This window comes from Martelella sp. NC20 (genome assembly GCF_013459645.1).
Taxonomy (GTDB): Bacteria; Pseudomonadota; Alphaproteobacteria; order Rhizobiales; family Rhizobiaceae; genus Martelella.
The window spans coordinates 3740315-3754964 of sequence record NZ_CP054861.1 but is presented as its reverse complement, the minus strand read 5'-3'; the positions used below and the strand labels follow the sequence as shown (position 1 = coordinate 3754964).

15 protein-coding genes are annotated in these 14650 nt (G+C 60.2%); 5 read left to right on the top strand and 10 right to left on the bottom strand.

Going from position 1 to position 14650, the window contains the following annotated elements; all coding sequences use genetic code 11:
• The first annotated feature begins 2 nt into the window (after positions 1-2).
• Together gcvH and gcvP are read left to right on the top strand one after the other, a co-directional pair.
• Positions 3-368, top strand: coding sequence for a glycine cleavage system protein GcvH (gene gcvH / locus HQ843_RS17990; RefSeq protein WP_180901864.1), 366 nt, complete (start codon positions 3-5; stop codon positions 366-368).
• The gene (gcvP, locus tag HQ843_RS17985; protein WP_180903270.1) at positions 368-3232 is read left to right on the top strand and encodes an aminomethyl-transferring glycine dehydrogenase; all 2865 of its coding nucleotides are present in this window, start codon (positions 368-370) and stop codon (positions 3230-3232) included. The genes gcvH and gcvP overlap by 1 nt, the downstream gene beginning before the upstream one ends.
• 166 nt (positions 3233-3398) lie before the next feature.
• Here the strand turns inward: gcvP and HQ843_RS17980 are convergent, their stop codons facing one another.
• The 8 genes from HQ843_RS17980 to HQ843_RS17945 form a co-directional block, all read right to left on the bottom strand.
• Complete coding sequence (locus tag HQ843_RS17980; RefSeq protein WP_180901865.1) at positions 3399-4832, bottom strand: P-loop ATPase, Sll1717 family; 1434 nt, start codon at positions 4830-4832, stop codon at positions 3399-3401.
• 98 nt (positions 4833-4930) lie between these two features.
• Positions 4931-5908, bottom strand: a complete 978-nt coding sequence (locus HQ843_RS17975; protein WP_180901866.1) for a linear amide C-N hydrolase — start codon at positions 5906-5908, stop codon at positions 4931-4933.
• Positions 5909-5984: 76 nt separating this feature from the next.
• Entirely contained in the window at positions 5985-7076 is a 1092-nt protein-coding gene (locus HQ843_RS17970; protein ID WP_180901867.1) for an AbrB family transcriptional regulator, read from the bottom strand.
• A gap of 160 nt (positions 7077-7236) precedes the next feature.
• Positions 7237-7572, bottom strand: a complete 336-nt coding sequence (locus HQ843_RS17965) for a hypothetical protein (RefSeq protein ID WP_180901868.1) — start codon at positions 7570-7572, stop codon at positions 7237-7239.
• Positions 7573-7660: 88 nt separating this feature from the next.
• Positions 7661-8251, bottom strand: a complete 591-nt coding sequence (locus tag HQ843_RS17960; protein WP_180901869.1) for an IMPACT family protein — start codon at positions 8249-8251, stop codon at positions 7661-7663.
• 46 nt (positions 8252-8297) lie between these two features.
• A complete protein-coding gene (locus HQ843_RS17955) occupies positions 8298-8711 on the bottom strand; it encodes a DUF2177 family protein (protein WP_180901870.1) in 414 nt (137 codons plus the stop codon).
• A 9-nt stretch (positions 8712-8720) separates the two neighbouring features.
• The gene (locus HQ843_RS17950; RefSeq protein ID WP_180901871.1) at positions 8721-9401 is read right to left on the bottom strand and encodes a ChrR family anti-sigma-E factor; all 681 of its coding nucleotides are present in this window, start codon (positions 9399-9401) and stop codon (positions 8721-8723) included.
• Complete coding sequence (locus HQ843_RS17945) at positions 9398-9964, bottom strand: sigma-70 family RNA polymerase sigma factor (protein WP_371822164.1); 567 nt, start codon at positions 9962-9964, stop codon at positions 9398-9400. Before HQ843_RS17945 ends, HQ843_RS17950 begins: the two co-directional genes overlap by 4 nt.
• 224 nt (positions 9965-10188) lie before the next feature.
• Between HQ843_RS17945 and HQ843_RS17940 the strand changes: the two genes are divergently transcribed.
• Genes HQ843_RS17940 through HQ843_RS17930 form a run of 3 tightly spaced genes read left to right on the top strand, consistent with a single transcriptional unit; the run spans position 10189 to position 13548 of the window.
• Positions 10189-11547, top strand: a complete 1359-nt coding sequence (locus HQ843_RS17940) for an NAD(P)/FAD-dependent oxidoreductase (protein ID WP_180901872.1) — start codon at positions 10189-10191, stop codon at positions 11545-11547.
• Positions 11544-12350 carry a DUF1365 domain-containing protein gene (locus HQ843_RS17935; protein ID WP_180901873.1) on the top strand — a complete coding sequence of 269 codons (807 nt, stop codon included), beginning with the start codon at positions 11544-11546 and terminating at the stop codon, positions 12348-12350. The genes HQ843_RS17940 and HQ843_RS17935 overlap by 4 nt, the downstream gene beginning before the upstream one ends.
• Positions 12331-13548 (top strand): SAM-dependent methyltransferase, encoded by a 1218-nt coding sequence (locus HQ843_RS17930; protein WP_180901874.1) that lies wholly within the window; start codon positions 12331-12333, stop codon positions 13546-13548. Before HQ843_RS17935 ends, HQ843_RS17930 begins: the two co-directional genes overlap by 20 nt.
• Here the strand turns inward: HQ843_RS17930 and HQ843_RS17925 are convergent.
• Both HQ843_RS17925 and HQ843_RS17920 read right to left on the bottom strand, forming a co-directional pair.
• Positions 13532-13825, bottom strand: a complete 294-nt coding sequence (locus HQ843_RS17925) for a hypothetical protein (protein ID WP_180901875.1) — start codon at positions 13823-13825, stop codon at positions 13532-13534. The two genes, HQ843_RS17930 and HQ843_RS17925, sit on opposite strands and share 17 nt — an antisense overlap.
• Positions 13822-14619 carry a DUF1295 domain-containing protein gene (locus tag HQ843_RS17920; protein ID WP_180901876.1) on the bottom strand — a complete coding sequence of 266 codons (798 nt, stop codon included), beginning with the start codon at positions 14617-14619 and terminating at the stop codon, positions 13822-13824. Before HQ843_RS17920 ends, HQ843_RS17925 begins: the two co-directional genes overlap by 4 nt.
• Positions 14620-14650 lie beyond the last annotated feature (31 nt).

Sequence of the window (14650 nt, the reverse complement as noted above, 5' to 3'; positions counted from 1 at the left end):
ACATGACCATCAAATTTACCGAAGAACATGAATGGCTGAAAATCGAGGGCGATGTCGCCACCGTCGGCATCACGGCGCACGCCGCCGAGCAGCTCGGCGACCTCGTTTTCGTCGAACTGCCCGAGGTCGGCGCGACCTTCGCGAAGAATGACGACGCAGCGACCGTCGAATCGGTCAAGGCCGCTTCCGATGTGTTCTGCCCGCTCGATGGCGAGATCACCGAGGTCAACCCGGCGATCGTCGACAATCCGGAACTGGTCAACTCCGCGCCGATGGGCGATGGCTGGTTCTTCAGGCTGAAGCTTGCAAACCCCGCCGATGCCGACGCGCTGATGGATGAAGCGGCCTACAAGGAGTTCATCGCCTGATGACGACCCCCGCGGAATTCAAGTTCACCGACTACCAGCCCTACGACTTCGCCAACCGCCGCCATATCGGCCCCTCGCCTTCCGAAATGGAGGCGATGCTGAAGGTGATCGGCTATGACAGCCTCGACGCGCTGATCGACGCCACCGTGCCGGCCGGCATCCGCCAGAAGGCGCCGCTCGCCTGGGGGCCGGCGATGACCGAGCGCGAGGCGCTCGACAAGCTGCGCGAGACCGCCAACAAGAACAAGCCGCTCGTCTCGATGATCGGCCAGGGCTATAACGCCACGATCACGCCTCCGGTGATCCAGCGCAACATTCTGGAAAACCCGGCCTGGTACACCGCCTATACGCCCTATCAGCCGGAAATCAGCCAGGGCCGCCTCGAGGCGCTTTTGAACTTCCAGACGATGATGGCCGACCTCACCGGCCTCGACATCGCCAATGCCTCGCTGCTCGACGAGGCGACCGCCGCCGCCGAAGCCATGGCGATGGCGAACCGCGTGGCGAAGTCGAAGGCCATCGCCTTCTTCGTCGATGAAAACTGCCACCCGCAGACCATCGCGCTGATCAAGACCCGCGCCGAACCCGTCGGCTGGGACGTGATCGTCGGCAACCCCTTCACCGACCTTGCGCCCGAAACCGTGTTCGGCGCGATCTTCCAGTATCCCGGCACCTATGGCCATGTGCATGACTTTTCCGGCGTCATCGCCGATCTTCATGCAGCCAACGCCATCGCCACCATCGCCGCCGATCCGCTGGCGCTGACGCTCCTGAAGTCGCCGGGCGAGATGGATGCAGACATCGCCATCGGCTCGTCGCAGCGTTTCGGCGTGCCGCTCGGCTATGGCGGCCCGCATGCGGCCTATATGGCCGTCAAGGACGCCTACAAGCGCTCCATGCCCGGCCGCCTCGTCGGCGTTTCGATCGATGCCCGCGGCAACCGCGCCTATCGCCTCGCCCTGCAGACCCGCGAGCAGCATATCCGCCGCGAAAAGGCGACGTCGAACATCTGTACGGCCCAGGTGCTGCTCGCCGTCATGGCGTCGATGTATGGCGTGTTCCACGGCCCGGAGGGGCTGAAGGCAATCGCCCAGCAGGTCCACCGCAAGGGCGTGCTGCTCGCCAAGGGCCTCGAGGCGCTCGGCTTCACGGTCGAGCCGGAAACCTTCTTCGACACGGTCACGGTGGAGGTCGGGGCCTTCCAGGCGCTGATCATGAAGAACGCGGTCGAAAACGGCGTCAACCTGAGGAAGGTCGGCGACACGAAGATCGGCATTTCCGTCAACGAGCGCACAAGGCCCGCCCATGTCGAGGCCGTGTGGGACGCGTTCGGCGGAAAATTCTCGATCGCGGAGTTCGAGGCCGACTACCGCCTGCCGCAAAGCCTTTTGCGGACAAGCCCTTACATGACGCATCCGATCTTCCACATGAACCGCGCCGAAAGCGAGATGACCCGCTATATGCGCCGGCTTGCCGACCGCGATCTGGCGCTCGACCGCTCGATGATCCCGCTCGGCTCGTGCACCATGAAGCTCAACGCCACGGCCGAGATGCTGCCGATCACCTGGCCGGAATTCGCCGATATCCACCCGTTCGCGCCGGAAAGCCAGACGGCGGGCTACCGCGAGATGATCGCCGACCTGTCGGAAAAACTCTGCCAGATCACCGGCTATGACGCCTTCTCGATGCAGCCGAATTCCGGCGCGCAGGGCGAATATGCCGGGCTGCTGACGATCCGCCGCTATCACCGGGCGAATGGCGAGGCCCACCGCAATATCTGCCTGATCCCGACCTCGGCGCATGGCACCAACCCCGCCTCCGCCCAGTTGGCCGGCATGAAGGTGGTGCCGGTGAAATCGCGCGACAATGGCGATATCGACATCGACGATTTCCGCGCCAAGGCGGAACAGCATGCCGAAAACCTCGCCGCCTGCATGATCACCTATCCCTCGACCCATGGCGTGTTCGAGGAGACGGTCACCGAGGTCTGCGACATCACCCATGAGCATGGCGGCCAGGTCTATCTCGACGGGGCCAACATGAACGCGATGGTGGGTCTCTCCCGGCCGGGCGATATCGGCTCGGATGTCAGCCACCTGAACCTGCACAAGACCTTCTGCATACCGCATGGCGGCGGCGGGCCGGGCATGGGGCCGATCGGCGTCAAGGCCCATCTGGCCCCGCATTTGCCCGGCAATCCGGCAACGGATGCCGACGGCGGCGCGGTCTCGGCCGCCCCGTTCGGCTCGCCCTCGATCCTGCCGATCTCGTGGAGCTACTGCCTGATGATGGGCGGCGAAGGGCTGACGCAGGCAACCCGCGTGGCGATCCTCAACGCCAACTACATCGCCGCCCGGCTGAAGGGCGCCTACGAAGTGCTCTACAAGTCGGAAAAGGGCCGCGTCGCCCATGAATGCATCATCGACACGCGCCCCCTGAAGGACCTGGCCGACGTCTCCGTCGACGACATCGCCAAGCGCCTGATCGACTGCGGCTTCCACGCCCCGACCATGAGCTTCCCCGTCCCCGGCACGCTGATGATCGAGCCGACGGAATCGGAGACCCGGGCCGAGCTGGATCGCTTCTGCGACGCCCTGATCGCGATCCGCGCCGAGATCACGGAGATCGAGGAAGGCCGCGCCGACCGCGAGGACAACCCGCTCAAGAACGCCCCGCACACGGTCGAAGACCTCGTCGGCGAATGGACCCACCCCTATTCCCGCGAACAAGCCTGCTTCCCCCCCGGCGCCTTCCGCGTCGACAAATACTGGCCGCCGGTGAACCGCGTGGACAATGTCTATGGGGATCGGAATCTGGTCTGCGCCTGCCCGCCGATGAGTGAGTATGCGGAGGCGGCGGAGTAAGGGAGAACGGGAAGTAGTTGGCTAGCCCCGGCAGCAACAAGCGGGCGGGTCTAGCCGCACTGCCCAACCTTCTCACCTACCTAACGTTTGGGTTTGAGCCTTGCGTGAAATAGTTGATTTGATCGCTCAATAAACAAAGCTGCATTTTCGGAAATTCGACATATATCTAGACGATGTCTAGGCTGTGTATTAATCCATTGTGAACACACATATTTTCATCCATATTCATCACTTTTGTTTCGCTCTCATATGCGAATACTCTATGATTTCCTGACGTAATATTTCCAATTACATTAAAGTGAAAAAGTATCTTTAAAATTTGACTTTCACTTAGAATTCTTTTGCTGTTGGAGTTTTGATTTAGGTATTCCCGATATCTGTCGTTAAATTCTTTTCTAGTAAAAATGGGCTTTCTTATCTTTGAAAGAACGCCAAGAATTTCTGAAACATCTTCAATAACAGGAAACAGCTCATCCACGACTTCACGGCGCATATAAGCGGAGTGCGCAGCCCCCGCGCCTTTGATGTCAATGTTGTCAATCTTTAAATGTTCATTAAAGAGAGCTACGTTGGCACACTCTCTGATGTGACTAATTACATCCCTTGGCCGCAGAAAAGTTCTACTTGTCAAGAATGTAAAGGTGTCCACTGACCCTTTTCGCCTAAAGCGAGTATTGCGCACACCAAAAACGTGATCCCAAGCAGCCGATATCTCTACCTCCTTCTCGGTAATCTTCTTAATCGCCCTTGAAAGCCTAAAATTTATAAGCTCGCGTAGCTTCCTCTCGTTCCAGTTAAGGGTAATAGCTCGATCTAGCCATTTATTTCTATCTACATCTCTACACAGATCAAAAATATCATCCCTTAAAAAGATAACAGGCCGCAAATTAATCCCCTGGCTCGAAAAATCGCTTCTTATTATTTGGACAGCTTTAAATAGGCTGATGAGCAATTCGAAGTAAGAGTCCTTCCGATCAGGATTAAGGACATCTCTGTAGTCCTCGTCGAGTTCGTCAAAAATAACATAGTACTCGCTATCGTCAGCAACAGAAAGAATAAACTCTCTCATAGCTTCATTTGCTTTTACATAGTCAAATTCACCGTCCTCAGTTGAGCACTGTATCCCTCCGCCAAACCCAGCGAGATTCACATTATAACCTCTCGCAGTAATTTTTTTTACCGATCGAACCAATGCACCTTTTATGTCAAAATCAAAGGATTTCCGTAGGTCAAAGTCAACTTTACTGTAGACCCTCTGGTTCTCAGCGAGCATAGAGCAAATATAATGGTAAATAACATAAATCCATAGCGTGATAAATTGGTTTGGTCTATTATAATCATTATCGGCGTATTTGTATAAAGAGTTAAAAGGAAAGTTTTTAAAAGAGAGCAATCTGGTAAATTTATTATACCTACTCTCGTTGTGAAGGTATTCAGCTATAGCTGTTTTTCCGGTTCCTTTTCGTCCGATCACATAATTCTTTCTTCCATTTTCGATATCAGAAACGTCAGAAAAATGAAAAAAGTAGACGGCATTATCCTCATCTTTCGCTTCAATTGACCATTGAGATATCTCCTTTAATACACCTGAATTTTCCATACCACGTCCTTTGTCAAAATCGAATTTCGAACGATTTTTGAGTCTCTAATCGGTAAAATCAAGAAAATAATCTCAAAGACTTCTCCACGATGGATCGCTCAAGGCACCAAAAACTCAAACGGCGTCGCCTCTTTCATCAGCCCCGCAACATCCCCACCCGGTACCGCCGGATCGTTCAGCGCCAGCGTCTTCGCCGCTGCCCCCTCGCTCAAATCAAAATCCCCCAGATCGACCCAGAACACCGACGGGTTGATCACCGAGTCGAAATAATAGCGTTTGTGCTCGTGCTCGGCGACGGTGCGCCAGAGGGTGGAGGAGATGTTGGGTTTGTCGGGGTCCGACATGCCGAGCGGGGTGGAGATGGCGCGGATCTGCGAGAATACCGAGGCGAGCGCGGCGCGGCGGTCCTTCAGCGGTACGGCGGTCTTCAGGTTGTAGCTGGCGCGGGCGAAACGGTCGGCGGCGTTGACCGTGCCCGGCAGGAAGCTCCTGCCGCCGACGAGATCCCAGTAGGAGTTGATGGCGAGCTGCTGGTCGTAGGTCGGCGAATTGGTCATCACCCGGTAGTCGCGGCCGTGATGGATGGTGAGTTTGCCGCCGACGAATTCGAGGATCGCGCTGTCGCCCGCGGCATCGGACAGCGCCAGATGGACATTGGCGGGCGCGCCGTTCGGCGCATCGCCGCTGATGATGGTCAGCGGGTCATCCGCCATCGCCGCGACGGCCTCGGCGACGGTCGCGAAATTGTCGAGCATGTATTGCAGCCAGGCGCCGACCGAGATCAGCGGCTTGCCCCGCGCGGCCGGATCGCCATAGGACGATTCCACCAGATAGAGCATGTTGCCGGCAAGGCCCGCCTCGTTCATGCCGTCGGAGGTGGCGAGATTATAGATCGCGACGATCACCGAGCCGTATTTCGAGGTCCATGTGGCCGAGCCCTCGCCCACCCCGCCATTGCGGGGCATCCCGCGCGGAAAGACCCAGAGGTCGGATTCCATCGTCACGTCGCGCCAGTCCATCGAGCGGCCGGTGATGTAGGTTGAGGTTCCGGTCTCGTAGAAAATCCGCGTGCACATGATCTGTCCTCCGTCGCACCTGTTTTTGGTTGGCTGAGGCTAACCCGGCAGCGCGCGGCGGACAATCAAAATCGCGTCAGAACCGGCTGTGCTTCGCCACCAGTTTGGCGAGGATCGGTCCCAGCGCCATCACGAAGAAGAACCGCGCGATCTGCATCGACATCACGAAGGCGACGTCGACATCGGTGGAGGCGGAGATGATCGCGATCGAATCCGCGCCGCCGGGGCTGGTCGCGAGATAGGCCGACAGCGGGTCGATCCCCGTGAGCCACACCAGGATGGCGGCCAACACGCCGCAGATGGCAACCAGCGCGACGATCGAGGCGATGACCCGCGGCATGGCACGGCCGGCATGGAGGATCACCTCGCGGTCGAAGCGCGCGCCGATGCCCCAGCCAACCGTGGCATAGGCGACGGCAAGCAGAACCTGCGGCAGTTCGATCTCGATCAGGCCAAGCACGTTGAGGATCGAGCCGAGGATCACCGGCACCAGCATCGGTCCGGCCGGGATCGGCATGCGCCTTCCGGCCATCACGCCGATCAGCACCAGAGCAAGCGTCTGGGCGAGCGACCACCAGTCCGGTTCCGCGAACCACAGCATGGGTGCCGCGGTTTCAGCCGTGCCGCCGGTCCACAGCCGCGCGAAGGTGGCGGCAACGACAGTGACGATCACCACGCGGGTATATTGCATGAAGGCGACGAGCCGCATGTCGGCCCCGAACGAGCCCGACATCAGCGTCATCACGCTCGCCGCGCCGGGAAACGCGCCCCAGATCGCGGTTGTGCCGGGCAGCACCTGATAGCGCGCGAGCATCCAGCCGATCGCGATGCTGGCGAACACGACCGAGAGCACGCCGGCGGCAAAAATCATCCAGTCGGCGCCGATTTCCTGCAGCACCGGCCATGTCAGCGTCCGGGCGATCAGACAGCCGATCACGCCCTGCGCCAGGTTGAACGGCAGTCGCGGCATGGCGATCCGCCGGCCGGTGAAGACGATCACGATCGCCGCCAGCATCGGCCCGAGCAGAAGCGAGGCCGGCAGCGCGACAAGCTGCAACATGATCACGAGAACGACGGAGAGCGCCAGTAGCGGAAGCCAGATGCGCAGAAGCTGTTTGTTGCCGCCTGTGGCGGGGGCCGGTTTTTCCGGCCCTTCTGCGGAAGTCATCGTGCGGTCAATCCTGAAACGCCGGACCGCCCGCGCGCCGGGCAATCCCCCTTGTCCCCGTCAGGCATCGGGCGGGGACGCTGATACACCGAAACCCTTCCCGTCATCCGGGTATCGGCTTCGCTCTTCTATACGCGCTGGCCAGGAAAACGCAATTGCGTCACATCGTGCAATTCTTCCGGCGCATCGCGATGTCGAGGGCGTTGACGCGGCCCTTGGCATAGGCGATCGCGGTTTCCTGGTCCTTCACGCTCGCTTCCGACATGCTGCCGAGACTTGCGCCGAACATCCGCATATCGCCGACGATCGCGCCGTCCTGCAATTGCGCAAGGTCCTTCAGTTTCGCGTTCTCGACCTCGTACTGGCTCAGAAGCGTTTCGCAACTGCTGCCGGCGAATTCCTCGGGCGAAACCGGGATCGCGCCGATCGAATCGGCGCGCTGGGTGCAGGCGGCAAGCGTGGCTGCAAGGGCGATGACGGTTAGGGCAGAGCGCATGGATATGACCTTTGCGGAAGAGAGTAAGCGACAGCGTATCAACGCCGGTGCGCGGGGCAAGTTCCGTGAACATAGCCGATAAATCCGCTCAGTCCTCGTCGAATCTGGCGTTGCTACGGCCGTTCGTCAGTTCACGCACAAGTTCTTCCAGCGCCGGGGCATCCACTTCCGGCACCTGCAGATGAAAATCGGCGCCCGTTTCGGTAAAATCGCGCCTGCCCACCACCAGGCCTTTGAACGCCTGGAGCCTGGCCACGACCAGCGCCAGATCGGAGAACGCGACGGGCAGAACCAACGCCGTCATCGCCACCACCGGCAGCTTTTCGGCCAGCCGCAGGCATTCCGCCGCGCTGCCGCCATAGGCGCGCGCAAGCCCGCCCGTGCCAAGCTTCACGCCGCCGAACCAGCGCGAAACCAACACCGCAACACAATCGACCTCCTGCCCCTCGATTGCCTGAAGGATCGGTTTTCCTGCCGTCCCGCCCGGCTCGCCGTCATCAGAGAAGCGATATTCGGTTCCAATGCGCCACGCCCAGCAATTGTGGGTGGCGTCGGCGAAGCTGTTTTCTGCGATGAACGCCCTTGCCGCGGCCTCGTCGTCAACCGGCGCGGCAATGGTGGCAAAGCGGCTTTTCCTGATCTCCCGCTCCGATGTCGCGGGGCCTTTCAGCTTGAACATGACCGACACCCTTCCGCGCCTTTCAAACGGCACGAAAGGGGCAAAGTCAAGCCGGGCGGCGCGTGAGCTTCAATGTTGCAACAGAAGCGACGAAACCGGTCAGCCCGGTGGCGAATGCGCCCCATGCCATATCGACCGCGACGACGGTCCACGACCAGCCGGCAAGGGTCGCCATGTTGGTGAGATCGTAGGTGCCATAGGCCATCAGCCCGAAAAGCGCGCCATTGACGAGGCCCCTCAGAGCCGCGCCGGCTTTCGCGCCGGGCAGCACGGCGAAATAGCATATGCCGATCAGATACATGAAATAGAAACTCAGGCCGGCGTTCCAGTTCGGGGATGGCAGCAGCAGCGGGCCGATTTCGGACTGGTAGAAATCGAACGCGACCGTGCCCAGCCAGATGAAATCCAGCGCGGAAAAGCAGATTGCCGTAAACGCGAAGGCGATCAGGGAACGTTTCATCGTCTTGCCTCAGATACCCAGAAGCGGCTGGAGCATGCGCATCAACCGGCTCTGGAACCGGAGCGGCGCATCGGTCACGACAAGGCAGATACATTCGGATTCGGGACCGACGACCGGGCTATGTACAGTCTCGTCGTCCTCCTCCTCGAAATCGCCGGGCCCATAGACCTGGCCTTCGGCGGTAAAGCTTCCGCTCAGCACCAGCGTCAGTTCACGGCCGCCATGGCTGTGTTCGGGCAGCGGCTTGCCGGCATCGACCCTCAGCAGACGCACCTGAATGTCTTCGTCTTCGGTCGCAATCTGCGCCTGATGGGCATAGAGCCCGAGACGACGCCACGGTGCGTCCTTGAGCGAGCCGCCGACATAGGAGCGAAGCGGCTCGGGTATGAGCAATGCGCCTGAAGCGGCTGATGCCGGTTTGGCCGCGACGCCCGTATCGACGTCTGCCGTCTTCAGCCGGTCCACAAGCGCCGCCCATGACGCATCCTCGGAGACGCCAGCCGTTTCCGGCGCGGCTTCCTCTATCAACGCGCCGCCCGCCGCTTCCATAAGCCGAAGTTTTGCGCGGCAATGCGGACAAAGCGCCAGATGGGTCGCGACCGCGAGCGACCAGCCCTCTTCAAGGCTGCCTGCCGCATATTCGAGCAGAAGCGCTTCGCTGATATGATGATGGATGGTGCCGGTCTTCATCGGTTTTCTCCAAGCGCGGCTCGCAGCCTGGAAAATGCTGCTCTGATTCTGGATTTGACGGTGCCCAGCGGCAGGTCCAGCCGTTCGGCAATCATGCTGTGAGACACATCCTCGAAAAACGACATCCGCAAAAGCTCGGCCTGCTCCTCCGGCAGGCCGGCGATCGCGGCGCGCATCCGCGCTGCATCCTGGTCCTGCTCGAACCGGGCATCTGGCGCTTCGGGCGCGTCGGGAACCAGTGCCGGATCCTGCGGGTCGAATTCCGGCCGGCGCGCCTTTCGAAGGCTGTCGACCCTGACATTTCGCGCAACGGTGAAGATCCACGCCGATGCATTGCCGCGCTCGGGATCGAAGAGCCTGGCCTTGCGCCATACCATCATCATGGTTTCCTGCATCAGTTCCTCGGCAAGCGCCGGGTCCGAGGCCCGTTTCAGCATATAGCCGCGAATGCGCGGGCCGAAATGGCGGAACAGCTGCTCATAGGCAGCCATGTCCTGCGTCCGTCCGACGCGCTTCAGGCACTGGGTCATTTCCTCTACCGACAGATCGGCCAAACTCCTCACCTTCCCGGTGCGCATCCGTTTTCGCATGACACGGCCTGTAACCCCTGGTCGGGGCGCTGCAGGTATCGGACCGGTGACCGGTATGAGGCGATTGCTTTCAAGCATACCGGCTACTACGGCCGCGATTTCCGTCCGGATCACAGGGTTCAATAAATTTTCCGCCTTTTCAATCCATCAAACGGTTTGTCTCGTATTTCATGCTGTACAAACAGGCGGAAAGACAGATGCAGCAACTCCGGGAAAACACTTACAGAAAAATCCGCGCCGACAGGAAGGTCGCGGTCATCGGCTCCGGTATTTCCGGATTGTCCGCCGCCTGGCTTCTGAGCCGGTCCTGCCAAGTCACGCTGTTTGAGGCCGACGGCCGTCCGGGAGGACATTCGAATACGGTCGATGTCGCCATAGGCGATCGCAACATCCCGGTCGATACCGGCTTTATTGTCTATAACGAACGCAACTATCCCAATCTTACCGCGCTGTTTTCCTATCTTGGCATCGAGACCGAGGCCTCCGAGATGTCATTCGCGGCCTCGCTCGACAATGGCGCCTTCGAATATGGCGGCAGCAATATCGCCACCCTGCTGGCACAGAAATCGAACATATTGCGCTTCAGCTTCTGGCGTATGGTCTATGACATCTTCCGGTTCTACCGTCATGCGCCGTCGATTGCGAAGACCAGTACCGACCGCGATCTGACGCTTGGCGATTATCTCGATGCACGGGGGTATTCGAAGCGGTTCGTGCAGGACCATATCCTGCCGATGGGGGCTGCGATCTGGTCAACGACGCCGGAGCAGATGCGCGCCTATCCGCTTGCCGCCTTCACCCGCTTTTTCGAAAGCCACGGCCTGTTGTCGCTGGTGGACCGGCCGCAATGGCGAACGGTCACCGGCGGCAGCCGCGTCTACGTCACGCGCATGCTGGAGCAGATCAGCGGGCCTGTGCATCTCAACACGCCGGTGCAAAGGATCATCCGCGAAAAAGACGGCGTCAGGCTGTTTGTCGACGACGCCGAGGAGCGTTTCGACGCGGTGATTGTCGCGACCCATGGCGACCAGGCATTGAAACTGCTCGATGATGCCGGCGAGGAGGAGCAAAGGCTTCTTTCCGCGTTCCGCTACACCACCAACGAGGCCTGGCTGCACAGCGACGAACGCCTGATGCCGGCCCACCGCAAGGTCTGGTCCAGCTGGAATTATCTTGAACGCCGCGACGGCGGCGCGCCCAGCCTCTGCGTGACCTACTGGATGAACCGGTTGCAGAATATCGACGAGCGTATCCCGCTGTTCGTCACGCTCAACCCATGCGAGGCCATCCGGCCCGAACTGGTCCATGAGCGCCTCACCTACACGCATCCGCTGTTCGACAAGGCGGCGATCGAGGCGCAGCGCGATCTCTGGCGCATTCAGGGCCGGGGCAATGTCTGGTATTGCGGCGCGCATTTCGGCAGCGGGTTCCATGAAGACGGGCTGCAATCCGGCCTCGCCGCCGCCGAGGCGGTTGCCGGGGTGCGCCGCCCCTGGACCGTCAACGACGAATCCGGCAGGATATTTCTCGAACCGGAGCGCGTGGCGGCCGAATGAGTTTTCGCTCTGCAATCTTCAGAGGAAAGGTTGTCCACCGGCGACACCGGCCAAGGAAACACGCGCTCGACTATCGCGTTTTTTCCCTGCTGATCGATCTCGACGAACTGCCTCTGCTGGCCCGGCAACTGAAACTGTTCGCCCATAACCGGTTCTCGCTCTTCAGCGTTCACGATCGCGACCACGGCGCGCTCGATGACGGCGATCTGAAGGCGTGGGCGCTCAGTGAGCTGGAAAAGGCCGGTCGGAGGGCGTCGCGCGTCGAAATGCTCTGCTACCCGCGCATTCTGGGATATGTGTTCAACCCGCTCACGGTCTATTTCTGTTACCGCGAGGACGGCCGTCTGACGGCGATCCTCTACGAGGTGTGCAACACCTTCAGGGAACGGTTCACCTACATCATTCCGGTGGACGACGAGGACCGGCCGGTCCGCCAGACGGCGGACAAACAACTCTACGTCTCGCCATTCATTCCGATGGAATGCACGTACCATTTCACCATCCGGCCGCCGGAGGAAAATGTAACGATCTCCATCAATGAAACGGATGCGGACGGCGCGCTGCTGTTCGCCTCCTTCAGCGGCAGGCGTGAAGCGCTCAGCGACCGCGCGCTGGCGCGCGCATTTTTTTCCTATCCGCTGATGACGGTCAAAATTATTGCAGGTATTCATTTCGAGGCATTGAAAATGATATTGAAAGGCATGCCGGTGTTCAGGCACCGGCCTTCGGAGAGCCGCATTCAAAGCGCGGTTGCCGACGGTGCGACAGGGGACGAGAATTATCATGAGCAAGCATCATCCTGAGAATGCAAGTCATCGCCGGCTCAAGCTCTGGCAGCGGCTGATCGCCGGGATGGCCGACCGGATTGCCGTCGGCTCCCTTGCGATCACATTTCCCGATGGACGGATCTATCGGACGGAAATTCGCCAACCCGGTCCCGCCGCCGCCATCAGCCTCAAAAATGCCCGGCCGTTGCTGGAACTCCTGAAGGACGGCGATCTCGGCTTTGCCCGCGCCTATATCGACGGCGACTGGGATACGCCGGATCTTGCCGCCGTGCTCGATCTTGCAACCGCCAACGAGACCGAGCTTTCGAACACGCTCTCCTCGTCCTTCCTGTTCCGCCAGATCAGCATTCTCAGGCACAGGCTGAAGCGCAACAGCAAGTCCGGCAGCCGCCGCAATATCGCCTTCCATTACGATCTCGGCAACGCCTTCTACAAGCTCTGGCTCGACGAGACGATGACCTATTCCAGCGCGCTCTACGAAGGACGGGAGCGCTCGCTGTCCGAAGCCCAGATCGCAAAATACGACCGGATCATCGCCCGGCTGCAGATCGGGCCCGAGGACCGGGTGCTGGAGATCGGCTGCGGATGGGGCGGGTTTGCCGAACACGCCGCGGCCCGCACCGGATGTCACGTCACCGGGCTGACGCTGTCGCAGGAGCAGGCGAAATATGCCCGCGAGCGGCTCGCCGCCAAGGGTCTTTCAGACCGGGCGGATATCCGGCTCGAGGACTACCGGGATTGTACCGGGACATTCGACAAGATCGTCTCGATCGAGATGTTCGAGGCTGTCGGCGAGGAAAACTGGCCGGTGTTCTTCAACACCGTCAACGAACGCTTGACGCCCGGCGGCACGGCGGTGATCCAGTCGATCGCGATCGAGCATCACCGGCTCGACTATTATCGCCGAAATCCGGATTTCATCCAGACCTTCATCTTCCCGGGCGGCATGCTGCCCTCGATCGAGAGTTTCAAGAACGGCGCCGGCAACGCCGGGCTCGCGGTCAAGGAACTGTTTTCCTTCGGCAAGGACTACGCCCGTACGCTGCTCGAATGGGAACGCCGGTTTCTGACCGAATGGGACGCGATCCGCCCGCTCGGCTTCGACGACCGGTTTCAGCGGATGTGGCGCTACTATCTCAATTATTGCGCGACAGGGTTCGATACCGGCAGGATCGACGTGGCGCAGTTCCACCTGATCAAGCCTGCGGCGTGACAATTGCGGCCCGGCATCGCAAGAAACGCAGCGCGATGAACGCGGTATCGGCGGTTCCCACGGCGACGATGCCGAGCCTTGCTGCGAACGCTTTGCGGTTGCGCGCGAGCCACCAGACAGCAACATAGAGCGGCATCGTCAGCGCCGCGATCAGCGAAAGCGACACGGCGCTTTCCGCGACAAACCAGACATAGAGTGGATAGACCGGCTTGTTCAAAGCAAGGATGAGGGCGACGGACCCGGCAGCATCCGCCAGCGGATCTCGCGCCGAGTTCATCGGTCGGCCTTTTTGGGGATCGGGAAGAATGCCCTGACGCGCTTCCTGTAGTCGCGGAAAGCGTCGCCGCGCGATGCCTCCATATGCTTTTCCAGATAAGGGATGCCGGAAACGTGGTTGAGCAGCCAGTACATCATGATGGGGGCAAGCAGCGAGACCGCAACCGGCAAAATTGCCTGAAAGCCCGAAAGCGCAAGGCACGGCCATGCACACCACCACAGCCATTCGAAGAAATAGTTGGGGTGGCGCGAATAACCCCACAGCCCAATATCGCACACCGTCTTGCCCGCGGGTTTTTCCCGCTTGAAACGCGAAAGCTGCCGGTCGGCCGTGCCCTCGCCCGCGATCGCGATGATCGCGATTGCCAGCCCCAGGAAGTCCAGAATGCCGGGGAACGGCGCCGGATTGAGGATCGCGGCATAGATCGACAACGCCAGGATGAAGCTCGCGAATGCCTGGATCATCAGGAACCACCAGAGCCGGAAGCTCGCGGATGCGCCCCATTCCTCGATCAGCGCGGCATAGCGCGGATCGTCCTTCTTGCCGAGCGAGCGCGTGGCGATGTGGCTTGCCAGCCGCGCGGCCCACAGGCCGACGACCAGCCCCGCCAGCCATTTTCGCGATGGATCGCCGCCCTCGGAAAATATGATGACCGACAGACCGCCCAATCCCGTCAGCACCGACCAGATCGCATCGATCCAGCCGCTGTTGCGTGTCATCCGCTGGACCGCCCAGGCGCCGGTCATGCCGACGCAAAGGCCCGCCAGAACCAGTATCAGAAGTGTTATCGACATTACCGCCCCCGGGTCGTTGTTGTGCTCTGCA